This window comes from Leucobacter insecticola (genome assembly GCF_011382965.1).
GTDB lineage: Bacteria > Actinomycetota > Actinomycetes > Actinomycetales > Microbacteriaceae > Leucobacter > Leucobacter insecticola.
In genome coordinates, this window is record NZ_CP049934.1 from 2,491,758 (window position 1) to 2,516,269 (window position 24,512).

Annotated in this window: 24 protein-coding genes and 2 pseudogenes; 4 read left to right on the forward strand and 22 right to left on the reverse strand. The window is 63.2% G+C overall.

Annotated elements, in window-relative coordinates; all coding sequences use genetic code 11:
• Positions 1–5 precede the first annotated feature (5 nt).
• The 4 genes from G7067_RS11615 to G7067_RS11630 form a co-directional block, all read right to left on the reverse strand.
• Positions 6–344 carry a hypothetical protein gene (locus G7067_RS11615; protein WP_166324528.1) on the reverse strand — a complete coding sequence of 113 codons (339 nt, stop codon included), beginning with the start codon at positions 342–344 and terminating at the stop codon, positions 6–8.
• Between the two features lie 318 nt (positions 345–662).
• Positions 663–1,112, reverse strand: a complete 450-nt coding sequence (locus G7067_RS11620) for a GNAT family acetyltransferase (protein WP_166324531.1) — start codon at positions 1,110–1,112, stop codon at positions 663–665.
• A gap of 263 nt (positions 1,113–1,375) precedes the next feature.
• Positions 1,376–2,080: a response regulator gene (locus G7067_RS11625; protein ID WP_166324534.1), complete on the reverse strand. Its 705-nt coding sequence runs from the start codon at positions 2,078–2,080 to the stop codon at positions 1,376–1,378.
• Positions 2,077–2,931 carry a sensor histidine kinase gene (locus G7067_RS11630; protein ID WP_205881140.1) on the reverse strand — a complete coding sequence of 285 codons (855 nt, stop codon included), beginning with the start codon at positions 2,929–2,931 and terminating at the stop codon, positions 2,077–2,079. The genes G7067_RS11625 and G7067_RS11630 overlap by 4 nt, the downstream gene beginning before the upstream one ends.
• Positions 2,932–3,061: 130 nt before the next feature.
• On the opposite strand from G7067_RS11630, the gene G7067_RS11635 reads away from it, so the two are divergent.
• The 3 genes from G7067_RS11635 to G7067_RS11645 are packed head-to-tail and all read left to right on the forward strand — an operon-like array spanning position 3,062 to position 5,314.
• Entirely contained in the window at positions 3,062–3,775 is a 714-nt protein-coding gene (locus G7067_RS11635) for an ABC transporter ATP-binding protein (RefSeq protein WP_166324537.1), read from the forward strand.
• Positions 3,772–4,572 (forward strand): ABC transporter permease, encoded by an 801-nt coding sequence (locus G7067_RS11640; RefSeq protein ID WP_166324540.1) that lies wholly within the window; start codon positions 3,772–3,774, stop codon positions 4,570–4,572. The genes G7067_RS11635 and G7067_RS11640 overlap by 4 nt, the downstream gene beginning before the upstream one ends.
• A gap of 7 nt (positions 4,573–4,579) precedes the next feature.
• On the forward strand, positions 4,580–5,314 hold the full coding sequence (locus tag G7067_RS11645; RefSeq protein ID WP_166324543.1) for an ABC transporter permease: 735 nt from the start codon (positions 4,580–4,582) through the stop codon (positions 5,312–5,314).
• Positions 5,315–5,317: 3 nt separating this feature from the next.
• Here the strand turns inward: G7067_RS11645 and miaA are convergent, their stop codons facing one another.
• The 9 genes and pseudogenes from miaA to G7067_RS11690 all read right to left on the reverse strand — a co-directional run bounded on the left by miaA (position 5,318) and on the right by G7067_RS11690 (position 14,841).
• Positions 5,318–6,205, reverse strand: coding sequence for a tRNA (adenosine(37)-N6)-dimethylallyltransferase MiaA (miaA, locus tag G7067_RS11650; RefSeq protein ID WP_166324546.1), 888 nt, complete (start codon positions 6,203–6,205; stop codon positions 5,318–5,320).
• A gap of 9 nt (positions 6,206–6,214) precedes the next feature.
• Positions 6,215–7,756: a tRNA (N6-isopentenyl adenosine(37)-C2)-methylthiotransferase MiaB gene (miaB, locus tag G7067_RS11655; RefSeq protein WP_166324549.1), complete on the reverse strand. Its 1,542-nt coding sequence runs from the start codon at positions 7,754–7,756 to the stop codon at positions 6,215–6,217.
• Positions 7,757–7,802: 46 nt separating this feature from the next.
• Positions 7,803–8,534 carry a regulatory protein RecX gene (locus tag G7067_RS11660; protein ID WP_205881141.1) on the reverse strand — a complete coding sequence of 244 codons (732 nt, stop codon included), beginning with the start codon at positions 8,532–8,534 and terminating at the stop codon, positions 7,803–7,805.
• A 123-nt stretch (positions 8,535–8,657) separates the two neighbouring features.
• Positions 8,658–9,766, reverse strand: a pseudogene (recA, locus tag G7067_RS11665) (recombinase RecA).
• Between the two features lie 254 nt (positions 9,767–10,020).
• On the reverse strand, positions 10,021–10,242 hold the full coding sequence (locus tag G7067_RS11670) for a DUF3046 domain-containing protein (RefSeq protein WP_166324555.1): 222 nt from the start codon (positions 10,240–10,242) through the stop codon (positions 10,021–10,023).
• 81 nt (positions 10,243–10,323) lie between these two features.
• Complete coding sequence (locus tag G7067_RS11675; protein ID WP_166324558.1) at positions 10,324–10,644, reverse strand: helix-turn-helix domain-containing protein; 321 nt, start codon at positions 10,642–10,644, stop codon at positions 10,324–10,326.
• Between the two features lie 175 nt (positions 10,645–10,819).
• Entirely contained in the window at positions 10,820–11,356 is a 537-nt protein-coding gene (locus tag G7067_RS11680) for a CinA family protein (RefSeq protein ID WP_166324561.1), read from the reverse strand.
• A gap of 10 nt (positions 11,357–11,366) precedes the next feature.
• Positions 11,367–11,978: a CDP-diacylglycerol--glycerol-3-phosphate 3-phosphatidyltransferase gene (gene pgsA / locus G7067_RS11685; RefSeq protein WP_244301104.1), complete on the reverse strand. Its 612-nt coding sequence runs from the start codon at positions 11,976–11,978 to the stop codon at positions 11,367–11,369.
• A pseudogene (locus G7067_RS11690) lies at positions 11,954–14,841 on the reverse strand (FtsK/SpoIIIE family DNA translocase). Before G7067_RS11690 ends, pgsA begins: the two are co-directional and overlap by 25 nt.
• A gap of 381 nt (positions 14,842–15,222) precedes the next feature.
• Between G7067_RS11690 and G7067_RS11695 the strand changes: the two are divergent.
• Entirely contained in the window at positions 15,223–16,257 is a 1,035-nt protein-coding gene (locus G7067_RS11695) for a hypothetical protein (protein WP_166324564.1), read from the forward strand.
• A 208-nt stretch (positions 16,258–16,465) separates the two neighbouring features.
• On the opposite strand, the gene G7067_RS11700 is transcribed toward G7067_RS11695, so the two are convergent.
• The 9 genes from G7067_RS11700 to G7067_RS11730 all read right to left on the reverse strand — a co-directional run bounded on the left by G7067_RS11700 (position 16,466) and on the right by G7067_RS11730 (position 24,465).
• Positions 16,466–17,491, reverse strand: a complete 1,026-nt coding sequence (locus G7067_RS11700) for a lipid II:glycine glycyltransferase FemX (protein ID WP_166324567.1) — start codon at positions 17,489–17,491, stop codon at positions 16,466–16,468.
• Entirely contained in the window at positions 17,488–19,104 is a 1,617-nt protein-coding gene (gene murJ / locus G7067_RS11705) for a murein biosynthesis integral membrane protein MurJ (RefSeq protein WP_166324570.1), read from the reverse strand. Before murJ ends, G7067_RS11700 begins: the two co-directional genes overlap by 4 nt.
• Positions 19,104–19,262, reverse strand: coding sequence for a hypothetical protein (locus tag G7067_RS14990; RefSeq protein WP_341872833.1), 159 nt, complete (start codon positions 19,260–19,262; stop codon positions 19,104–19,106). Before G7067_RS14990 ends, murJ begins: the two co-directional genes overlap by 1 nt.
• Positions 19,193–19,909: a lipid II:glycine glycyltransferase FemX gene (locus G7067_RS14465; protein WP_244301105.1), complete on the reverse strand. Its 717-nt coding sequence runs from the start codon at positions 19,907–19,909 to the stop codon at positions 19,193–19,195. The genes G7067_RS14990 and G7067_RS14465 overlap by 70 nt, the downstream gene beginning before the upstream one ends.
• Entirely contained in the window at positions 19,849–20,208 is a 360-nt protein-coding gene (locus tag G7067_RS14470) for a hypothetical protein (protein WP_244301106.1), read from the reverse strand. Before G7067_RS14470 ends, G7067_RS14465 begins: the two co-directional genes overlap by 61 nt.
• Before the next feature lie 3 nt (positions 20,209–20,211).
• Positions 20,212–21,837, reverse strand: a complete 1,626-nt coding sequence (locus G7067_RS11715) for a ribonuclease J (protein ID WP_166326159.1) — start codon at positions 21,835–21,837, stop codon at positions 20,212–20,214.
• A gap of 149 nt (positions 21,838–21,986) precedes the next feature.
• Positions 21,987–22,964, reverse strand: a complete 978-nt coding sequence (gene dapA / locus G7067_RS11720) for a 4-hydroxy-tetrahydrodipicolinate synthase (RefSeq protein WP_166324573.1) — start codon at positions 22,962–22,964, stop codon at positions 21,987–21,989.
• 59 nt (positions 22,965–23,023) lie between these two features.
• On the reverse strand, positions 23,024–23,923 hold the full coding sequence (locus tag G7067_RS11725; RefSeq protein WP_166326162.1) for a hypothetical protein: 900 nt from the start codon (positions 23,921–23,923) through the stop codon (positions 23,024–23,026).
• On the reverse strand, positions 23,869–24,465 hold the full coding sequence (locus G7067_RS11730; RefSeq protein WP_166324576.1) for a hypothetical protein: 597 nt from the start codon (positions 24,463–24,465) through the stop codon (positions 23,869–23,871). Before G7067_RS11730 ends, G7067_RS11725 begins: the two co-directional genes overlap by 55 nt.
• Positions 24,466–24,512 lie beyond the last annotated feature (47 nt).

Here is a 24,512-nt window from a genome sequence, read left to right on the forward strand (position 1 = left end):
GGTGCTCAGAGCTTGTCACCGGACTGCTCAAGATTCCAAGGCATCGTGACGGTCACCGCGCCCGGGGAGACGGCAAGCTCACCTCCTACCTCGGTGACGGCCTCAGTGAGGTCGTCCCGGACGGAATCGCTTGGGAACCTGGCCTGCACGAATGCGGCGTCCGCTTCAGTTGCTACGCGGATGTATACACCGCGCTGGGGGTCCGCGCGCAGCTCAATTGAGACAGACTGGCCCTGGGGGTCGGCGAGCGCATCGTCAAGCAAGTCTTCGATGACCACACTCGAGACGTCTTCCACGTCTGCGTAAAAGCCCTCGGTATCGTCGATCTGCACGGTGGCTTCCACTTGATGCCCCGTCTGCTTTGCGGCCTCGATCAGCTCGAGGCAGAAACTAAAGGCTGGTCTCTCGGGAACGCTCTTCTTCTTTGGATCCCCACGAGTGATCGGGAGAAAAATGCAGAAGAACGATCTTGCCCCCGCCGGAAACGGCGTCTTCGTGATGCATGTGCGTCATTCTATTGAATAGTCAGATTCGGGATTGTGGTTCACCGGCGAGATTGTGGTTCACCGGCGAGATTGCGGTTCATCATCGAGATTGCGGTTCACCGTCGAGATTGCGGTTCCTGAACGCAATCTCGGCAGTGGAACGCAATCTCGGTGAAGTCAGTCCGCGATAAGGCGGCGCCCGAGCACCCTCACGTCTGAGCTTTCGTAGCCGAGGCGGTCGTAGAAGCCGAGCGTCTGCTCGTTTTCGCTACGCACCATCAGTTGCACTTTGGGGCAGCCGAGGTCCAGGAGCAGCGCCTCCACCTCCCGCATCAGCGCGGTCGCGATCCCCCTCCCCTCATGAGCGGGAGCGGTGGCGAGGTAGTACGCCCAGCCGCGGTGGCCGTCATAGCCCGCCATCACGGATCCCACGATCTCATCGTTAGCACGAGCACCGGCAAGGGCAGAACCACCGACCGCAACGCGGAAAAATTCGGGTTGTACCCGAAGCTTCAGGGCGATATCCGCTCGCGGATCGTTCCAGGGCCGCGTGAGCCCGCACACCTCCCACAGCGCAACAACCGCCTCGGTGTCGGCAGGATCAAACTGGCGCGTGTGCACGGTCATGCGGCTAGTTTATGCGGTCGATCTCAGCAAGATCCGGCGCCTCAAGCCATTCGACGCCCGGATCTTGTTGAGCGCGTCGCAGCTATCAGCGGCCAAGCAAAGCCAAGCAGGTGGCCGGCGGCAACGCTTGCGCTGCTCGGCATGAACGCTCCGGCAAGTACGACCTGGGTTGCCGAGGAGTGCGGGCACGGTATTCCCCTGCAAGAGCCCGAGCTGCTGGCTGAGCGTCTCAACATCGGCTAGCATGACCCATCTCGCGTGAATTACTCTGAGGCTTTGGGGGCAACCAGCCCGCGCTCGTAGGCAGCGATAACGAGTTGGGCGCGATCCCGAGCATGCAGCTTGGCAAGAAGACTGCCGATGTGCGTTTTCACCGTACCCATCGAGATGGTGAGGGTAGCCCGGATCTCCTCGTTGGAGAGGCCTCGCGCGATAAGGGCGAGCACTTCCACCTCTCTCCGCGTGAGCACGTCAAGGTTGGCCGATAGCACGCTGTTCGGGCGGTAAACGTAGTGCTCGACGAGGCGGGTAAGGATCCCCGGAGCGAAGAGGGATTCCCCCGCTTGGGTGCGGCGGATCGCGTCCTGGAGCTGATCGGGGTGGGCGTCCTTGAGAAGAAAACCGCTCGCCCCGGCGCGAAGAGCTCCGTACACATATTCGTCCATCTCAAACATCGACAGCACAAGCACTCTGCAGCGGTCAAGCGCCACATCGGCCGTGATCCTGCGCGTCGCATTGATGCCATCACCGCCGGGCATGCGAATATCCATCAGGATCACATCGGGGATCAGTTCCCGTGCCCGCTCCACCGCTTCCTCACCGCTCGCAGCTTCACCGACCACTGTGAGGTCTGGTGAGCTGCCGAGAATGAGGGCAAGGCTGTGCCGCAGCAGCGGCTGATCGTCCACGATCAGCACCCGGATAGCGGCCGCTGCAGCCTGCGCGGTTGCGGAATGTCCCGAAATCATAAGTATTCCTTCTCCGGAACTCTGGCGAGAATCTGAAACCCGTGCTCGTGAGGCGCTGCATGGAGACTGCCCCCCAGAGCGCCGACCCGTTCACGCAGCCCGTCGAGCCCGTGACCGGCACCGGGCCGCGACTGCCAACCCCCAGCAGCACCACTATCCCGAATCTCCACGGCAATCGTCGCTCCGTCACGGCGCACTTCTACCTGCGCATGAGCGGGGCCGGCATGCCGGAGAGTGTTGGCCAACCCCTCGCGCACAACAGCACAGATCGTCAGCTGCACACCCGACGAGAGCTCCCCCAGTTCAGCAACGTCTAGCTCGGCGGTGAGCCCCGCTGCGCAGGCGGTCCGCACAATTTCGGGAAGATCATTGAGCGTGTCTCCCGGGCGCAAGGGTGCCGCTCCTGGATCCCGAAGAACCGTGAGCATGCGCCGCAGTTCAGTGGTGGTTTCGCGGCTCACCCGTTCAATATCGGCGAGCGCCAATGCTCGCTCGTCATCACCGTGACTCGCGGTCACACCGCGGGCAGCAGCAGCCCGCACCGTGATGAGTCCCAGCCCATGAGACACGAGGTCGTGCAGATCTGCCGCGATCCGCAATCGCTCCGCCTGCGTCGCCCGCTCACCCGCCCAACTCGCCAATTCTTCTTCGTACCGTCTCCGCTGCGCTCGAGTCCGCAGCAGCGTCCATACGGTCACGAACACTGCGGCGGCGATCATCAGTGCCAAGATGACGGTGCCCACTGTCGGACTCTCGAATCCAACGACAGACATCATAAGGGCGATGACGACAAGCACGACGCTGACTGCAGGCCACCCGCGCGAACTCCAAGTCGGTCGATCAGTATGCACGCTGTGAGTCTACTTTCCTTCGCCGCCGCTGCCATCAGCCCAGGGTCTGATGGCGCAGAAGCTGAGTGTACCGCTACATTCCGGAGTCAGGACCGATGACGGCGCCCACGCAGTCGGCTGTGATGGAAGGATGATCCAGTTCACCTCTCTCACTCAATACCGCGGTCACCGTGCCGTGCTCTCCGGCATCACCTTTCGGGCGCTCCCCGGAAGAGTTACCGGGTTTCTTGGACCCAACGGTGCGGGTAAATCCTCGATCCTCCGTATCCTGCTCGGCCTCGATCGCCCAACGCTCGGAACCGCCCTCGTTGAAGGGAAGCCGTATCGGACCCTGCGCGAGCCCCTCCGCACGGTGGGATCGATGCTCGATGGATCGGGGGCCCACCGGAGTCGAACAGCCCAAGATCACCTTGGCTGGGTGGCACGTAGCAACGGCATTCCTCGCCGCCGCGTGGCCGAGGTGCTGGATGAAGTCGGGCTGGCGGAGGCTGCCCGCACTCGTGTCGGCAAATTCTCCCTCGGAATGGGGCAGCGTCTCGGGCTCGCCACAGCTTTGCTCGGCGAGCCCAGCGCCCTCGTGCTTGATGAACCTGTCAATGGGCTCGACCCCGAGGGGATCCGGTGGATCCGCGGTCTCCTCCGCAGGCACGCTGACGTCGGCGGAACCGTCTTACTATCGAGCCACCTCATGAGCGAGATCGCCGAGATCGCCGACGACCTGGTCATCATTACGGGAGGCCGTGTCGTCGCCGAAGGCTCAACGGCCGAGGTTACCAGCGGCTACAACTCACTGGAGGAAGCCTTCTTTGGGCTCACCGGCGGCGGGCAGAAGGCCACCGCATGAAACGGCTCCTCAACAGCTTTCTGTCGGAGCTGCGGAAGTCTGCCACCCTGCCCGCAGTCTGGGCAGGCATTGCCACCTCGCTGCTCGGTTCGGCAGCCATCACGGCACTGAACGCTGTCACCGTGCTGGGCGCTGTGGCAACTGAGACCACGGAGCGGCTTGCCGATACATCCCCGTTCGAGACGGGGTTCGCTGGGATGCCAATCTTCGGGGTTGTCGGAGCGGTGATCATCGGGGTCACCGTCATCGGCAGCGAGTACACCGCCGACCGGGCCGAATCGGGCGGTGCGAGGCAGATCACCACGACCCTTGCGACGACACCGCGGCGCACCACACTTTTCGTGGCGAAGGCCCTCACTGTGCTGGTCTACGTCGCATCGACAGCACTGGTGACGATCCCCGGCAACCTTGCCCTTGCCTGGGCAATGACCCACGATGCGGGGATCGAAACCGTCACACAAGACGAGGCTGTTGCCAGGATCCTCGGAACCGCGCTGTATTGGGGGCTGATGGGGCTCATCGCTTTCTCAGTGACCACGCTCGCCCAAAACGGGATCATTCCGCTGATCCTACTCATCGCCAACAGCTCGCTCGTGTCTTTCTCGCTCCTACTGACGAACCTCACACCACTCGCGCATTGGCTTCCCGACATGGCTGGCCGCAACCTTTTCGGTTTTCCTGCGGAATACGTCGTTCAGGGTGGCTTAGACACGGTTCCCGGAGCCCCGGTTATGGGGGCGTGGACTCTCGGCCTCCTCCTCATCTCGGGAATCCTGTTCCGGCGCAGGGACGCGTGAGGTCGCAATGAATCTCGCCAACGTCCTCACCGCAGAGCTCGCCAAAGTCCGCACCCTACCGTTCACGACCCTCACTGCCCTCGGCACAGTCCTCCTCGGCGTCATCATCACCGCCGCGCTCGCCGCAAACGCGTCGGAGCGGGGCGTAGCGATGACGGCGGGTGATGCGGTGACGCAGGCCGTTCCGTTTGCGCAGGTGGGAATCATTCTGCTCGGGATCCTGCCGGCCGGCCACGAGTACTCCGGGAGCCAGTACCGCACCAGCCTCGTGGCTGTGCCAAACAGAACGTTATTCTTTGCAGGGAAATGGCTGTCCGCGGTAATCGCACTCGCAGCTACTGCGATAGTGACGACGAGCCTCAGCCTCGCGAGCGCCTTCATCACACAACAGGCAATGGATGCCCCCGGGATCAACACTGATTCACCGACGCAACCCCAGGGTTGGATCCTCGCAGGTGCCGCGGCCTATCTCACCCTGATCGGGCTCCTCTCACACGCCGTTGCGGTGCTGGTGCGCAACCGGGTTCCGGCGCTCGTCATCATGCTCGTGCTCGTGCTCCTTGTTCCCCCGCTCGCGCGCAACACCGGCTTCTCACGCTGGCTTCCGAGCCGCGCGGGCGAGACCCTCTTCTCTGCCGGCGACGCTGATCTGACCGCTGTCACCGGCGCACTCGTCCTCTGTGCATGGATCATCGCGGTCGGGGCTGCAGCGTACATCTCTCTCAGGGCACGCGATACCTAAGCGTCAGTGGATCATCGCGAGACTGGGCGCATCGAGCCATTCGACGCCCGGGTAGCGTTTGAACCAGCTCACCTGCCGTCTCGCATAACGCCTGGTCAGCGCCTGCGTCTCGGCGATCGCTTCCGCCTCGGTCAGTTGCCCGGCGAGCTGCGCAAGCGCCTGGGCGTAGCCGATGGCGCGGCTCGCGGTGGGCCCGTGTTCGATCCCGTTCGGGATCAGGCCACGCACCTCATCGAGGAGCCCGTCGGCCCACATCTGTTCGACGCGCCGGTCGAGCCGTTCGACGAGAACTGCGCGTTCAGCCCTCACCCCAATCAAGCGCGTGTCCTGCTGCCACAGCTGCGGCTCGGACGGCAGCACCACTTGCGCGTCTCCGCCCAGCAGCGCGACCTCAAGCGCGCGCACGACCCGGCGCGGGTTGTTCGCGTCCACCGCGTCCGCGACGGCTGGCGCGATCTCACGCAGTCGTGCAAGCAGCGGTGCTCCCCCGCGCTCAGCGAGTTCCTGCTCGAGCTCGGCACGCAGCGCCTCATCTCGGGGCGGAAACTGGAAGTCGTAGATCACGCTTGACACGTACAAGCCGGAACCACCCACCAGGATCGCGTCTTTGCCGCGATCCTGGATCTCGGTGATACGGGCGCGCGCTTCCGGCTGGTAGCGCGCCACCGTCGCTTCTTCTTCGGGTGCGAGGGCGTCAAAGAGGTGGTGCGGGATCCCGCGCCGCTCTGATGCGGGGAGTTTCGCGGTGCCAATATCCATGCCCCGGTACAGCTGCATGGCGTCGGCATTCACGATCTCTGCGCCGCGACCCGCCAACGCCTCGGCGAGGTCGAGCGACAGCGCCGATTTTCCGGTGCCTGTCGCCCCGACGATCACCCACAGCTTAGGCACGGGGAAGAGTCACCGAGGGCGGATCGTGGGCAGGCCGAGACTGACTGTTCCCGCGCCGTCGCTCGTCGCAGCGGCGGGAACGCCGCAACTTTCGGCCTGACGGCGATCATAAGCATCGCCCGCACGGGTACGCCGCAGCGCATACACGCCTGGCACCTCGTCAGCGATAGAGAAGAAGGGAGCCGCTGCCGTGATCTGGACCGTCACGATATCGCCCGGACGCGGCACCTCAGCACCCTCGGGCACGGCAAAGTGAACGAGGCGGTTGTCTTCGGCGCGGCCGGACAGCCGGTGCCGAGCAGAGTCCTTCTTGCCCTCGCTCACCGACACAAGCACCTGCACGGTCTGGCCGATCTGCGCCTCGTTCTCTTCGAGTGAGATCTTCTCCTGCAACTCCATCAGGCGGACATATCGTTCTTGCACGACACTCTTCGGGACCTGATTCGGCATCGTCGCCGCGGGAGTGCCCGGGCGAATCGAATACTGAAAGGTAAAGGCACTCGAGAATCTTGAAGCCTCGACAACGCGCATGGTGTCTTCGAAATCTTCGTCGGTCTCGCCCGGGAACCCAACGATAATGTCGGTCGTGATTGCCGCGTTCGGGATCCGCTCACGCACGGCATCCAAGATCCCGAGGAACTTCTTTGAGCGGTAGGAGCGCTTCATTGATTTCAGGATCGCGTCGGAGCCCGACTGCAGCGGCATATGTAGCGATGGCATCACGTTCGGGGTTTCGGCCATCGCTGCGATCACGTCCTCGGTGAACGCTGCAGGGTGCGGGCTCGTGAAGCGCACCCGCTCGAGGCCTTCGATGTCACCCATCGCTCGGAGCAGCTTGCTGAAGGCCTGACGGTCACCAAACTCGACGCCGTAGGTGTTGACGTTTTGCCCGAGCAGCGTGATCTCGATCGCCCCGTCGTCGACGAGCGCCTGCACCTCGGCGAGCACGTCTCCTGGGCGGCGATCTTTCTCTTTGCCGCGGAGCGCCGGCACGATGCAGAAGGTGCAGGTGTTGTTGCACCCAACCGAGATAGACACCCAACCACTCGCAGCCGAGTCGCGCTTTGTGGGGAGCGTTGACGGGAAGACCTCGAGGGATTCTAGGATCTCAACCTGGGCTTCTTCGTTGTGACGGGCCCGTTCAAGCAGCGCGGGAAGCGAGCCCATGTTGTGCGTGCCAAACACGACGTCCACCCAGGGCGCTTTCTCGACGATGACGCCCTGGTCCTTTTGCGCGAGGCAACCGCCCACAGCGATCTGCATGCCCTCGCGCTCCCGCTTGACGCTCGCGAGGTAGCCGAGGTTGCCGTAAAGCTTGTTTGCCGCGTTTTCCCGCACCGCGCAGGTGTTGATCACGACAACATCGGCCTGCTCCGCGTCTTCTGCAGCGACATAGCCAGCGGCCTCGAGCGATCCGGACAGCCGTTCGGAATCGTGCACGTTCATCTGGCAGCCGAGTGTGCGCACGGAATAGCTGCGCGGGCTTCCGTCGGGACGCAGCGCCGCCGGTGAGCGGTCAATCACTGTCGAAGATGATGCTGCAAGACTCATGGGGTCAATTCTAGTGGTGCCTGGGGTTCTAGATCTTGGGAGTCACTTAACGAAAACGGACGCCACCAGAAGCGCCTCCGAACGCACCGCGTGAGCCGTTGCCATCCAGCGCATCACGCACGGCGCGCGTGGCGTGTTCCCCTGACCAGCCTCGCCTGGCAAGGAAACCGAGGAGGCGACGTTCGGCGGTCTGCCGGTCGAGATCACGCATGCTCCGCGCCCGGTCGGCTGCGGTCTGGCGCAGTAACGCCAGCTCCTCATCGTCGTCGAGCTCAGCGAGCGCGGTATCGATCGCCGCGTCGCTGAGTTTACGTTCACGAAGTTTCACTCGAATCTGTGACTTGCTGGCGCGCTTTGCGTCGCGAAGCTTCTCCGTCAAGAATCGTGCGAGTCCAACGTCGTCAAGATAGAGGCTCTGTTCGAACTCGGCAATCACCGTGTCAACCGCGGCAGGGTCGTGCCCGAGGAGCAGCAAATCGTGGCGCAGTTCACCGCTCGATTTTGCCTTGCGGGCGAGCAGCCGAACCCCGTCCTCGTTGGCGCTCCGTTCAGGCCCCGAGTCTTCCGCCGCTTCGGGCGCGGTCTGCGGGGTCTGCAGTGTCTGTGGGGTCTTCGGCGTCTGCAGTGTCTGCGGGTTCTGCGAGCTCTGCTGGATTTGCGACGCGGGGAATACACCACGCAGCACCTCGGCTCCAGCAGGAACTTCGGCGACCGCTCTGCGCGGTGTGGCAGGCTCGGGCCCGGCCTCGCGCTCAGCGGGTGAACCCCCTGCGGTCACGCGCGAGGTGTTCTGCTGTAACAGCGATCGAAGTTCGATCACCTCCGCGAGGTCTGCGCGGTCCTCTCCCGATGGGCGTGACTCCCCGTCGGGAGAGGGCAAAAAACGCACAGCCATAGTGACCTAGGCGCTCGCGCGCTTGCTCGTCTCGGCTGGCGTCTCGGCCTTGTCCGCGACTGCCTTACCCTCAGCACCGGCAAGCGTTGCCACCGGAGCCGAGTCTTCTGCTTCCTTACGTCCGTTGACGCCGAGCTTCGTAAGAATCTTCTCTTCGATCTCGTTGGCGATATCGGCGTGCTGAATGAGGAAGCGGCGGGCGTTCTCCATGCCCTGTCCCAGCTGGTCACCCTCATAGGTAAACCAGGCGCCACTCTTCTTGATGAAACCCTGCTCAACTCCGTAGTCAATCAGCGACCCTCGCGGGAGATACCGACGCCGTAGATAATGTCGAACTCAGCCTGTTTGAAGGGCGGGGCCATTTTGTTCTTCACGACCTTCACCCGCGTGCGGTTACCAACGGCATCTGCGCCGTCTTTCAAGGTCTGGATGCGACGAATATCGAGGCGCACCGACGCGTAGAACTTCAGCGCTTTACCACCCGCAGTGGTCTCGGGGCTGCCAAAGAACACGCCGATCTTCTCGCGCAACTGGTTGATGAAGATGCAGGTGGTGTTGGTCGAGCTGAGGCTGCCCGTGATCTTACGCAGCGCCTGAGACATCAGACGTGCCTGCAGACCCACGTGGCTGTCGCCCATTTCGCCGTCAATCTCGGCCTTGGGAACGAGCGCAGCGACAGAGTCAATAACCACCAGGTCGACTGATCCGGAGCGAATCAGCATGTCTGCGATTTCGAGTGCCTGCTCGCCGGTGTCTGGCTGGGCGACCAGCAGGGCGTCGATGTCTACACCGAGCTTCTTCGCGTATTCCGGATCAAGCGCGTGCTCCGCGTCGATGAAGGCGGCAATGCCGCCCGCACGCTGCGCGTTTGCGATCGCGTGCAGGGTCAGCGTGGTCTTACCTGAGGATTCAGGACCATAGATCTCGACCACGCGACCACGCGGGAGCCCGCCAATACCCAGCGCAACGTCGAGGGCAACCGAGCCGGTCGGAATTACTTCAACGGGAGCACGCTCTTCGCTCCCCATGCGCATGATGGCACCCTTGCCAAAGTTTCGGTCGATCTGGGCGAGGGCTGCTTCGAGTGATTTTTCACGATCTTTGGGTGATGCCATGATGTGCTCCTTCGTTGTGCGCGGCGGTGCCGCTGGGTTGCTGCCTAAAGACTGTCTAGGCCACGAATACTCGTGACAGACAAGGCACGGGTTACCAACAAGCCCAACCCTAAAACGCACCACCGACATTCACGGCCGGGTAGCTACATCTGTGGATAAGAATCTTGCGAGTTCGCCTGTGGACGAAGGTAGCATTACTCGAACACATATTCGAATACCGACTCGGCGTGTCGATCCCAGATTCAGCTACAGCCTTAGCTTTGGGGATCCCGAAGCCCTCGGCCGTGGCGACGCTCGACCGGCACATCGAGGTCAACACACAGCGCCTGCCACACCTCGCGCGGTGCCACGCCACGCTCAAGAGCCTCCTGCGCTGTACCACCGAGGGCCGTCAGCCAGTGATCCCGGAGCAACACCCCCGCATACTCAGCCCCAAACTCAGAGGCGCAGGCGCGTCGAAACTCACTCAGCCGCACAGCGCACCTCCCCGCGGTCACAACAGAGCGCCCCGCCCCAAAACGGGGCCGGGCGCTCTGTCACGACGATATGTTCGTGAATTATGAGACCAGCACGGGAGCGTATCCCGTCATGAGTTCCGCCGGAACCGTGTCGGGCACCCGTCCGGAAAGCGGGCTCGTAAGGCCTTCGACGACCGCAAGCCGCTCACTGACTTCACCCATAATGACCGAAAGGGGGGTGTCGAGGGCATCGGCTACGGCAGCAAGGATCTCGCTCGATGCTTCCTTTTGGCCTCGCTCAACCTCACTCAGATACCCGAGTGCCACGCTCGCTTCGCCGGCGATCTGTCGAAGCGTGCGCCCTTTTTGCAAGCGGAAGTCACGCAGAACGTCACCGATCTCTTGACGCATCAGCACCATGCGAATCCTCCTCATAACTTGCACAGCCCGCGGGCTATGCCTCCACCTTACCCGCTTGGCCACTCACATGACCTGCGGGATACCAACCCAGTTTGACTGGCATCACTGGGAATAACCCCGAGGATACCCCGTCTATTCCTGAAACTTTGCTGAACTTGAGCGAAGGGGACTCAAGTTACGTCATGTTTCGGCGATCCGCGGCCAACAATACGTCAATCGCCACCCGAAGCGCGGCCGCAACGGAGGCCGCGCGGATCGTGCCACGATCCCCCGTAAGTGTCAACTGCTCGGTGCACGATTCATCACCAAAACTCACAGCAATCCAGACGACGCCCGCTGGCTGGCCGCTCTGCGGATCGGGATCCGGACCCGCGACCCCCGTGGTCGCAATCCCCAAGTCGACTCCCCCAGGGCGCCCGGGCACCGCGCACGCAGCACGCACGCCACGCGCCATCTGCCTGGCAACTTCCGCATCGACCGGGCCACGCTCGCGCAGGATCCCCGCCTCGACTCCAAGAAGCGTGTGTTTCAGAGCAGTGTCGTACGCGACAACGCCCCCAGCAAATGCTCGTGACGCGCCGGGGACCGACACGAGCGCCGCCGCGAGAAGCCCGCCAGTCAGAGACTCCGCAACGGCGATCTTCACGTCGCGGGCAACCGACAGCGCGAGCAACTGTTCGCACAGCACCTGCACCTCGTCGCTATTCCTCACCGCGCGCTCGTCACTGACTCGATTTCCGAGAGCGGACGTAGCCGACGATATAGTCGATCCCGCTCGCGACCGTGAGGACGACCGCGATCGTCATCGTGATGATGTTCGCCCACTCGGCGATGGGAGCCGCGGCACCCATCACACTTGCGAGCGGCAGCAGCGCAAGGGTGATCGCCACCGACTGCGCGACGGTCTTCAGTTTTCCCATCCAGGCCGCCGCTACCACAACATCGTGTGCCACGATCAGCCGATGGATCGTGATACCGATCTCGCGTACGAGCACGACGAGGGTGATCCACCACGGCAGCTCATGCAAGATCGACAGGGCGATGAGTGCCGCGCCCGTCAGCACCTTGTCGGCGATGGGGTCGAGTAGCTTGCCGAGATCGGTGACGAGTCCGCGCGAACGCGCCAGATAGCCGTCCCACGCATCGGTCGCGATCGCCACGACAAAAAAAGCGGCCGCTCCCCAGCGCCACGGGCCGAGCACACCATCATCGGCGAGCAGCATCCAGACAAAGAACGGTGTCGCGATGATCCGCGCGACGGTGATGATGTTGGGCGCGTTCCAATTGCTCGGTTTCGCGGCCTCGTTCATCACTCGCGACCCGTCAACTGCCATGCGTCTTCGTCAGGCTCATCGTCATCATCCGGAAGCGTTGACTGGAATTTCGCAACGGGATCGTCGTAGCGTTCGTCGGAGTAGTCGTCGAAGTCGGGGGCAGAATCCTGTAGCGGCTCAATCACGTCAGTAATCACGCCGGTGGCGGCAAAGTCGTTCGTCTGCGCTTCTGCTGGCGGCGGAGCAGGCTGGGAAGCTTGCGGGGCAGCCTGGGCAGGCTGGGGGCCGCCAGCGTGGGGGCCGGGGTGCCCTTGATCCGCCCGAGCACCTCGGGCAGCTGATCCGGGGTGACCAGCACGTCTCGGGCCTTGGAACCCTCAGAGGGCCCGACGATGTCGCGGGACTCCATAAGGTCCATGAGTCGACCGGCCTTCGCGAAACCCACGCGCAGCTTGCGCTGCAGCATCGAGGTGGATCCGAACTGCGAAGTGACCACCAGTTCGACGGCCGCAATCAGCACATCAAGATCGTCGCCGATGTCGGCGTCGATTTCCCGCTTCTCCACGACCTGCATGACGTCGGGGCGGTACTCGGGCCGCGCCTGCGCCTTGACGTGGGCGACGACTCGCTGGATTTCCTCTTCTTCGACCCAGGCGCCCTGCACGCGCAGCGCGGTCGAGCTGCCCATGGGCAGGAAGAGCCCGTCGCCCTGGCCGATGAGGCGATCCGCGCCGGGTTGATCCAGGATCACGCGGGAGTCGGTTACCGAGGCCACGGCAAACGCGAGGCGGCTCGGCACGTTGGCCTTAATGAGACCGGTGACGACGTCGACCGAGGGGCGCTGGGTCGCGAGCACGAGGTGAATGCCCGAGGCGCGGGCAAGCTGCGTGATGCGCACGATCGAGTCTTCGACGTCGCGCGGCGCCACCATCATGAGGTCGGCGAGCTCGTCGACGACCACGAGGAGGTAGGGGTAGGGCTTCAGCACGCGCTGGCTGCCCTCGGGTAGCACGATCCCGCCCGAGCGAACGGCCTTGTTGAATTCGTCGATGTGCTTAAACCCGAAGCTTTCGAGGTCGTCGTAGCGCATGTCCATCTCTTTCACGACCCACTGCAGCGCCTCGGCCGCTTTCTTCGGGTTCGTGATGATGGGGGTGATGAGGTGGGGCACACCCTGGTAGATCGTGAGCTCCACGCGTTTCGGATCGACCAGCACCATGCGCACTTCAGCGGGAGTAGACCGCATGAGGAGACTCGTGATCATCGAGTTCACGAAGCTCGACTTACCGGAGCCCGTGGATCCCGCAACGAGAAGGTGTGGCATCTTCGCGAGGTTCGCAACCACGAAACCACCGGAAACGTCTTTGCCGACGCCGATCGTGAGGGGGTGGGTGGCGCGCTGAGACTTGGGCGAACGGAGCACGTCACCAAGGGCCACGTTTTCGCGATCCTTGTTCGGGATCTCGATGCCGATCGCACTCTTGCCCGGAATGGGCGAGAGGATCCGTACCTCGTTCGATGCGACGGCGTACGAGAGGTTGCGCGATAGCGCCGTCACCTTCTCGACCTTCACACCCGGGCCGAGCTCTACCTCATACTGGGTGACCGTGGGGCCGCGCGAGAAGCCCGTCACTCGCGCATCGACTTTGAACTCCTCGAAGACTCGCGCGATCGCCGCCATGATGATGTCGTTGGCCTCGGTCTGCACTTTCGGCGGGTCTCCCGCGGAAAGGGTCGACTGGTCGGGCAAGTGGTATTCGGCCTGCACCGGGGCGTGCGGAGGTGCCACCACGAACGGGGTGGTGGGGGCGGCTTCGATCAGCTGCCCGTCCGACAACTCGGTTGTTACCGAGGATCCGTCCCACGAATCGTCTCCCAGCCCTGAGGCGGGGGTCACCCCGGCCGCCTGAACCACGGCTTCGACGTCTTCAAGCTCACCAAAGAGGTCGGTCAGTACATCGGTTTCAGGATCGGGCGTCAACGCAGAATCGAAGGCGCTGCTCCGATCGACCACGGTGCCGTCCAGCACGCTGTCGAGGGCGTCTTTGTCTCCGGCGTACTCAGGATCTTCCTCACGCCCCGAACTCGTGCGGCGCCACCACGGCAGCGATCCACCATCGTCGGGCTGCTCATCGAGATCAAAGAGCGCATCGTCCTTCTTGCTGCGACGAGGCTTGGACTGGTCCGACTGTACCGCCCTCTCTTCATCAGCCTGGGGCAGGTTCACCCCGAAGAGGAACGCGTACGCCTCGCGGAGGCGCTGGACAATGCGGCCGGGCGGGGTTTTCGTGATGATGAGCACGGAGAACGCAAGCAGGAGCGACAGCACCGGCGTCGCCACCCAGATGGTGAGCGCGAGCAGCGGCGTGCCAACCATCCACCCGAGCAGCCCACCGGCCTCAGCAAGTGCCGGCATGCCCTCGCGGGGATTGGGATGGCCGCCGTACACGTGCGAAAGCCCCGCGATGCTCGTGATCGCGAGAAATAGCCCGATCGCGATGCGGCGATTGTCGTTCACGCTTGAGGGATGGTTAAAAAGCCACAGCGCAAAACCCACCATGATGATCGGAAGCCCAAAGGCGACGCGGCCAAAAAGTCCGCCAAAGGTCCAGGCGTCAAGCTGCAGCGCGACGGGCTGACCGATCAAGAACCATTCGACAACCGCCCCGACGATCGCGAGCAGCACCAGCAGCAGCGGGATACCGTCGCGGCGATCCTCGCTGGCCAGCGGCTCCAATCGGAAGGCGCGCGCGGCCCCTCCCACGGCGTGAGCGAGCCCATTCCAAGCACGCACGAGCACGCCCTCGGATGGTTCGGCCTCGACGAGTACCTTCGTTTTTGCGGTCGCCCGAGTGCCCGAGCTGCGGGATCCCCGAGCTGCGGGCTTCCCCGATTTTCCGCGCGACGAAGCTTTTGTTGCCATGCGTATAAAGGTACAGGCCACCACTGACACTCACGTCTCACACTGGCGGCGTGCCCGATAACGGTTCCGCCTCACCGCTCCCCGCCGCCCCGCTCGTCCCCGCCACCCCCACTCGCCCCGCGCCACCCCCACTCATCCCCGCCACCCCCGCTCGCCCCGCTCACCCCGCGAGGTCTCCCAGCGTGTGCGCAGTTTGTTCTTAAGGGCTCGCATAAGAACGAACTGCGCACACGCCGTGGCAGTTCTGCCGGGTTGCCGCGGCAGAAGATGCTGCCGGGCATTCTCCGCTCACAGGCGCTGATATATCCACGATCCTGCGCGATTCCGAACTCTGTTGTGGATAACCCATTCACGCGCCTCGCGGGGACCAATAATCGTGAAATGACAAGAACCCCTCTCCCTCTCGCTTCCAAGCTGCAAGACGCGGCATTCACCGTTGCTACGGGCATCCAGGCGGGCCTCACACGCCAGGCAGTGCGACACCATCGATTCACCAGACCGCACCACGGAGTTCGAACACTTCAGACAGCGGTGCCGCACAATGAGCTCGATCGAAAGGAGGCGGAGCGACTCGCACGCGACTACGCCCCACTTCTTCGTCCCGGCGAAGCATTCAGCCACACGACCGCCCTACTGCTCCTCAGAGTGCCTATACACACTCATCCAGAGCTTCACCTCACGGTCCCGCATCACGTGCCGCATGCTCGTGGCAAGAATGTACAAGGACACCGAACCCGTCTGGCTTTCCGCACGATCCCGGGTCGCTCAGGTCTCCCCTGCGTGCCGCACGTGTTGGCACTCACGCAGTCAGCGAGGATGCTCAGCTTCAGGGAACTCGTGGTCGCGATCGATCACCTGATCCGGATCCGGGGTCGACGCGGTTCGAGGTGGTCGCTGAGCACTCCCGATGCTCTGCACAAGTATTTCCATGACCACGCTGTCCCCGGAGTGGACAGGCTACGCGCCGCACTCGAGATAGCGCGCATCGGCGCCGACTCTCGGATGGAGACCCTGATGCACTTCGAGCTCGCACGCATGGGAGTGGACATTCTCGAGATGCAGGGAGAGATCTTTACCGATTCAGGCCAGTGGATCGGGAGATTCGACCAGGTGGATCGCGCTGCGAAACGAATCAGCGAGTACGACGGCGAACAGCACCGCACTGACAGGAAGCAGTACCTGCACGACGACAAGCGCCTCGATGCCGCCCGTGATGCGGGATGGAAGGTACGACGCTTCCACAAAGAGGACTTTCAGGCTGACGCGCTCGAGGCGACACGAGCGGAGCTGTGCGAGTTTCTGGAACTTACTCCAAAACCGCTACCCCGACACCTTGCGCCCTATTTCGCCGAACCGCTGCACCTGCCGCGAGCACCGAGAGACACACGCCCCAGCGTGTGCGCAGATCGTTCTTAAGCGGGCTCATAAGAACAGACTGCGCACACGCCAAGGGGAAACGGGATCACGGGATCGAAGACACACGCCCTAGCGTGTGCACGGACCGTTCTTAAACGGGCCCAAAAGAACAGACTGCGCACACAGTGGGGTGGGCGCGGGCGCAACGGGCCGCACGGCAGCACACGCCGCACAGCAGCACCCAGCACACGCCGCACCGGGCGCAGGATCAGCGGCGACGCAGCGCGCGGACGACGCGCTTCGCGAGCGGGAGGCCCTCGGTCCACACGGCGTAGCCGGGGCCGGGGCGATCCCAGGATCCGGCGAGCAGGTTCTCGTGCGAGGCCCACCCCTTCTTGAACGTCGTCACGCCGTCGTTGATGAGGCCGCCGAAGTCGTAGCGCGTGATCCCGAGCTTCTTCATCTCGCAGATCGCGTGCCACTTCAAGGCGTAGTTCGCGCGCAGGCGCTGCCCGACATCGTTCATGCCACCATAGAGCTCGAACGCAGTGCGCGACGATTTCGCGAGAAACAGGAACGCAACCGGCTTGCCGTCGACGTAGCTCGCCCACACGGGAGCATCGTCGCCGAGCATCGAGAAGGCATCGTGATAATAAGAATCCTCGTGCAGCCCAAAGTCGGCACGCTCGCTCGTCTCGCGGTACACCTCGAGGCACTCGTCAAGCTGCGCGGCAGTCGTCACGGCGCGGATCTCGAGCGACTCTTCGCGCCCCGACTTTCGCACATACTGGCGATGCTTCTTGCTCATGTCGCGGATCAGATCGTCCTCAGACAGGCGCAGATCCAGGATCAGCGTGCGCGCGGGCAGCACCGGCGTCTTCGCCTCGCGCCAACCAGCACCCAACGAAAACGAACCGGCATCCTCGTCAGGTTCAATCGACACCGCAACGGCCCGGCGCGAACCCCGCACATACGACGCCACCGCATCAGCGACCTCGGCGGGAGCGGGCGAAGCGGCCGAGTGATCCGGATCCTGCGCCGACCGCGCAAGCACCGGACCGCGGGGCGCATACACAAAACCGCCAAGCGGCCCGGGCAGTGCGCGCGTAAGCAGCTGGCACGCCCCCACCACGGCGCCCGAAGCATCGGTAACAAGCACTCGCTCCGCGCTCCAGCGGTGTGCGGACTTCAGCTCACCCCAGCCCCAGAGCTGCAGCGGGTGCCCGCCAAGCTCCTTGACGGTCGAATCCCAGACGGCACGATCAGTGCACGGGGTTACGGTGAGGGAGGTCACGAACGGTTCCTTCCGAGTTTACGAGACACAAATGCGGTGAGCTCCGCAAGTTCCGGTGATTTAACGAGGCGAAGCGCCAACGCGTAAGTTGCCCCCACCACCATCGCGACAAGGATCGCCAACCCCACCGCACCAAACATGCCGAAGTCTGGGATCAGGTATGCAACAAAAGCGGTCGCCAGGAGCCCGACAACAAGCGCGGGGACCGCGGCGACCGTGTACAGCATCAGGCTGGCGAGAATACGAGACGCATCAATGAATCCGATCCTGCGCCGCAGCAGCCAGACAGCGATAAGCGCTTCAACGACGGTAGTGAACCCGAACACGAGCGCATACGCGGGACCGAGCCATTCTTTAGGCAGTACCAACAGCCCGAGCGAGATGAGCACGAGCAGCCCGATTTGCACCGAGGTAAAGATGAATGGGGTGCGCGTATCGGAAAGCGCGTAAAACGCCCGCTGCACAATGAACAAAAAGCTGTAGGCGGCGAGGCCCACCATGTAGCACTGCAGCACGATCGTGAACTGACCCACAAGCTCCTGCTCCACACCCGGGTTCATCACGCGGCTGATAAAGGGGGCGGTGGCAAAAATCGTGACCGACGCAAATACCATGACCAGAAGGATCTGCCGGGCTGACGAGGAGAAATCCGCTCTGAACTCGGCGATTTTCCCTGCTTGTCCCCACTCGGCAAGACGCGTGAAGTAGGCGGTGGCGAGCGACACAGCAATCACCGAGTGCGGCATCATGAACAGCAACCACGCGTTTTGCATTGCCAGTGCCGAGGGGCCGTCTCCGGAAGCCGTGTTAATCACGTTTTGCGTGACGATGCCGCCGAGCTGCATGACGACAATGGTGGCGAGGCTCCACCCGGCGATCCGCCCGGTGTGCGCGAGCCCCATGCCGCGCCAGCGAAAGTCGGGGCGGTAGCGGATCCCCGCTTTGCGCCATGAAACGAACAGGATCAGCGCCTGCGCCATCACACCCAGCGTGGCGCTCCCTGCAAGGACGGCGATTGCGCCGGTTGTCCAGTCTCCCGAGGTGCGAGTCCCGTCGGGGTCAGAGCCGTACATCGCGATAAACAGGCAAATCCCGGCGATGGCAATGACGTTGTTGAGTACGGGCGCCCAGGTGAAAGGCCCAAACACATTGCGCGCGTTGAGCACTTCGCCCAGCATCGTGTACAGGCCATAAAACACGATCTGGGGCAAACACCAGTACGCGAAGCCAATCGCCAGAGCCCGCTGATCCTCCGGCCAAGAAAGCGTGAACATCCAGACGATCCAGGGCGCAGCCAGCAGCGTTATCGCGGTGACTACGGTGAGCGCGGTCATCACAAGGGTAAACACCTTGTTGATGTAGCCCGCGCCGCCATCCGGATCCTTCGCGGCCTTCACAATCTGCGGCACAAGCACCGCGTTCAGCATGCCGCCGAGCAGGATCATGTAGAGCGTGTTCGGCAGCAGGTTGCCGTTGGCGAAGGCGTCACCGGAGATGGACTGAACCTGGCCGATGGCGAAGACCAACAGCATCGCTTTCGCGAGCCCCAGCACCCGCGACACCATCGTTCCCGATGCCATCACCGCGCTCGAACGCATCAGACTGGCTGCCATTAGTAGTAGGGATCCTTCCGCACCGCGAGGGACCATCTTCTCATGAGTCTGTCACCAAGCGTGACCCAGAAACGGTAGGCGCGAGGTTTCAGCGGCAGTTCAAAGGCACCAACGTAGTCGGTGATCTCGGGCGCGAAAGATCGCTTGAACTGTCCCACACCGTGCAGCGGGTGGGTCTTGTCGTCAGCGCGATCCGCGGGGGCGCGCCACAAAAGTCGTGCACCGTCGCGCCGCGCTCATTTGCCCAGCGAATCACTTCCCACTGCAGCGCGTGCGAGGCTCCATAGGCGTTCTTCGCGCGAACGGAGGCACCGTCTTTGTAAGTCGTCTTCGCGCCAAGTGCCATCGCAAAGGCTCCGGCCACCAGCTCGGGAGTACCGTCCGCGCCCGGCGCGTGTGCGAAGAACATCTGACCGGTACCGAGCCGTTTGAATGCCTGCCAAAACTCGCGATAGTAGTCCTCGCTGCGAAGCACAAAACGCCCTTCGGCGGTCTCTCGCAGCAGCCGGTACAGCGCGGCGCAGTTCTCGTCACTCGCCAACACACGAGTGACCACGATTCCGTCACGCCCCGCACGGTTAATCGCGTTGCGCGCCTTCTTGCCGAGGCGGGCAGACAATTCGTCTTCGGTGCCGGAAACATCCATCAGGATCGTTGACGGGTTCGGAATGATCCGCACGGTCTCCAGATACCCTGCATCGCGCAGCGCAGGCGCGGCATCAGGCCCGAGCCTCGGCTCGATCTTCAAGAGGAACGCGCCGCGGGAACGCGCAAAATCGGCAACCGCGGAGGAAACTTCCAGCACGGCGGGAATGTCTTCTCCTGCGGGCCCGGCGGGCAGATGCCACCACTCCCCAAGAACGGCACCCGTTTCGCGAGAACCGAAACCGCAATCGCGGGGCGATCCGGCCGCGTCACGATGAGCCGATGCTGCCGATAGCGCCCCTGCTTCTGTTTCACATCCAGATAGCAGGTGCCACCCCACACCTCGCCGCCACCGGGGTTGGCGGCGACAAGAGTATCCCACTCAGCAACCTCGCGATCGGTTGCGGGGCGCGCAGCGGACTCACCGCCGCCCGCAGTACGTGCGGCGACGCGAGCCATACGCTACACCACCACTACGACGGGAACGATCATCGCCTTGCGGCGCAGCTTCGTTCCGACCCAGCGACCAACGGTGCGACGAACGATCTGCTGCAGCTGGTGGTGATCCTTCACGCCGTCCTTCATCGCTTTCTCAAGCTCATCGGCGATCTGCGGTTTGATCGAGTCGAACACTTTCTGATCCTCGGCGACGCCCTTCGCGTGGATCTCGGGGCCAGACACGATCTGCGCGAGGCTCGTTTCCACCACGGTGATGACCGAGATGAAGCCCTCCTCTGCAAGGGTCATGCGGTCCCGCAGGTCATCCTCGGTCACCCGTCCGACGCTCTTGCCGTCAACGTAAATGAACTCGATGTCGATCTGACCGACCGCGCGCGCGACACCGTTAGAGAGATCAACGACGGTGCCGTTCTCGGCGATGACAGTGCGATTCTGCGGCACTCCGGTTTCGATGGCGAGCGCGGCGTTGGCCGCGAGCATTCGGAACTCACCGTGGATCGGCATCACGTTCTTCGGCTTCACGATGTTGTAGCAGTACAGCAGCTCACCCGCGGCGGCATGACCCGAAACGTGCACCTTGGCATTGCCCTTGTGCACAACATTCGCGCCGAGCTTCATGAGGCCGTCGATGATGCGGTAAATGGAGGTCTCGTTGCCCGGGATCGAGCTCGACGCCAGGATCACGGTGTCGCCCTCCCCCACCTCGACCTGGTGCTCCTGGTTCACCATGCGGCTGAGCACGGCCATCGGCTCGCCCTGCGACCCGGTCGACATGTAGACGATCCGGTGATCCGGAATATCGCCGCTCTTCTTCAGATCAACGATCACGCCGTCTGGCACGTTGAGGTAGCCCAGATCCGCCGCGATCTTCATGTTGCGCACCATCGAGCGACCGAGCAGCACGACCCGACGACCGTTGGCGTGCGCGGCATCGAGGACCTGCTGCACACGGTGGACGTGACTCGAGAAGCTCGCGACAACGACTTTGCCACGGGTCTTCGCAATGACCTGCTCAATGACGGGTCCGATGTTCTTCTCCGACGGCGTGAACCCGGGCACGTCTGCGTTGGTTGAGTCGGTCATGAAGAGGTCGACGCCCTCTTCGCCCAGGCGCGCAAACGCGCGCAGATCCGTGATCCGGCCGTCGAGCGGCAGCTGGTCCATTTTGAAGTCACCCGTGCCGATCACAAGACCGGCATCGGTGCGGATCGCGACCGCAAGCGCGTCAGGGATCGAGTGGTTCACCGCGATGAACTCGAGATCGAAGGGCCCGTACTTGACGCGATCGCCCTCGGCGACCTCGCGCGTCACCGGCTTGATCCGGTGCTCCTTGAGCTTCGCGGAGATGAAGGCCAGCGTCAGCTTGGAGCCGATGAGCGGGATATCTTCGCGTTTCTTCAGCAGGTAGGGCACGCCGCCGATGTGATCCTCGTGCCCATGCGTGAGCACGATAGCGACGATGTCGCTGAGGCGATCCTCAATCTTGGTGATGTCGGGCAGGATCAGATCCACACCGGGATGATGCACCTCTGGAAAGAGCACGCCGCAATCGACGACCAACAGCTTGCCGTTGATTTCGTAGACGGTCATGTTACGACCGACCTCACCGAGACCACCGAGCGGTGTGATGCGGAGGGTGCCCTTTTCGAGTGCGGGCGGAGCGTAGGGGGATTCGTCATATATTCTTTCCCCGCTGATGAATGACGGAGACAAAATGTCCTAATCGCACGCGTTAGGCTCCCCTCGTTTCACATCGCTCAAACAGCGGTATTTATTGTTTAGCGGGTTGTGCCTGCGATCTGGGGCAGGGCACCGCCGGCAGCCGCGTTGCGGTCCGGCCTGAAGTTTGAAAGATCGACGCCGGGGACGTCGCTGACGAGCGCGAGTTCGTCTTCGATGAGGGCGGCTTCCCACTCTTCCGGTCCGACCAGCGGCAGCCGCACGCGCGGGCTGCCAATGCGGCCGAGGCCGTGCAGAATATACTTTGCCGCGACCGTGCCGGGAACGTGCGTCATCACGGCCCTCACGAGCGGTTCGAGGCGCTGGTGCGCGTCACGGGCGGTGTGCAGGTCGCCCGCGTTCACCGCGTCAATGATTGCGCGATACGGCGCGGCAGCAACGTTCGCGGTGACTCCGATGAGACCGGTCGCACCAATCGACAGGTGCGGCAAAACGTTGGCGTCATCGCCCGAGAAATACATCAGGTCCGTCTGGTTCAGCACACGGCTGACCTCGCTGAAGTCGCCCTTGGCGTCTTTCACGGCAAGAATATTCGGGTGTTTCGCGAGCCGCAGGATCGTCTCGTACTTGATTGGCACACCGGTTCGCCCGGGAATGTCGTACAGGATCACCGGCAGGTCGGTCGCGTCGGCGACCATCCGGAAGTGGGTCAGGAGCCCCGCCTGCGTCGGCTTGTTGTAGTAAGGGGTGACGATCATGACGCCGTCGGCACCAGCCTTCTCGCTGGCCTTGTAGAGTTCGATGGCGTGGGCGGTCTCATTCGATCCACCACCGGTGATGACCTTCGCGCGCCCACCCGATACCGATTTTGCGACCTCTACGAGCTTGATCTTCTCGGGGTCGGTGAGCGTTGAGGTTTCACCGGTGGTGCCGGTGACGACGATGCCGTCAGCGCCGCTCGCGATACACGAATCGATGTGCTGTTCGACGGCGGGCCAGTCAACTTCGCCGTCTGCCTGGAAGGGCGTAACGAGCGCGACGAGGACCTGGCCGAATGGATTCACTGGATTTGCCACTTCACTAGGCTACCGGACGATGCTGCGGGTGCCGAGTTTTCGGCACCCGCGCGTCATCTCTAGCCGTCTTCTGTTGGCGCGGCGACCGCGGTTTCCGCTGCCGCGGCCCGCGATTTACGTCCGCGGCGAATCAGCAGAAGCGAGACCCCGCCGCCCACAACCGCGAGGCCGACGAGCCACAAGATCGAGTTGCCGGCCGCGCCGGTGTTACTCAGGGCAGACGGACCAGCGCCTTTGTTCTTCGGCGTGGATGGAACGTCCTGAGGGTCACCCGGCCCTTGAATGGCGGGCAGTGCCAGTGTCTGCTGCACCTCAGAGCGCTGATAATTCGTTCCGCCGCTATACGCCGCGCTGAGCGCGACAGTGTCCGCATCTGCGGGAACCGACACAGTGACTTCGCCGCTGTACTCGCCACTCGCGTTGACCGTGAACGGCTCCGGATACGCGGATCCGTTGACCATCAGCGTCACCGATCCGACGGGGATCGTACCCACGGTCGAAGTCACCACACCGCTGACGCTGAGTACTGCCTTACCTCCGTCACGAGAGGCCACCGTGGCATCAAGAGTGGTGTTTGTTGCATCCTTCAGCACCGTCAGCGTACCTTCGGCCGTCTTTACGACTGCCGGGTTCTGGGATGCGTCGGTGTAGATCGCGGTGATTGTGTGCGTGCCCGCGTCAAGGCCCAGATGAGCGCTGGGGGTGAACGTTGCGACACCAGCAGCGACGGCTGATGACCCCAGGTCAATACCGCCCACGCGGAGCGCCACCTCCGAACCGGCAGCGGCATCCTCGATCAAGACCCTAAAGGGCTTCACTTGGCCGTACACGTAGCTGACGTCAGGAGCCGCCAGATCAGCTTCCGGGATCGGGACCCAGCTCGCTACCAACTCAATGTCGGCGGTCACCGGCGTCGTGAAGTCATACTCGTTGCCCAGCAGCGTCCATCCCGCAAAAATGTAACCGTTCCGGGTGGGATCCGCGGGGCGGTCACGGCCGTGCCATGCTCCACGTTTTCGATCGCGTCGACAGCACTCCCACCGGCCGAGTCGAAGCTCACGGTGTACGTCTGCGGCACCTCAAATGCGCCGAGGTCGCTCAGCGGAGTCTTGCGATCCACGCCGTTTTGCGCCTGCGGCAGGAGCCTGGGCGTTGACACCGCCTTGTGCGCCGGGCCGGGGACGATCAGCGGAGCAACATAGTTGGAATCAGAGACGCGCTGCAGGGTGCCTGCCGTGTAGGCCGTAAACACGTCGCCCGCGTTGATCGCCGGTTGCGAGGACACAGTGCGCGCCAGGTTCGTGCCCGCGTAGGCGATCGTCCCGGTGCTGGTGGTCCCCTCGTAGGTCGCGGTACCCGCGACGATGGAATCTTGGATCGTCACCAGAGATCCACTGCCGCCCGTGCTGAACGTATTGGAGAGCACGGTTGAGGAATCGATCGTCACCTTCGAGTTGTACGCCGACACCGCTGAGCCCCCGAGAGTTGCTGAATTCCCCACAAATGTACTGTTGACGATCTTGTGGTCAGCCTTGGAGTTCTCGTAGT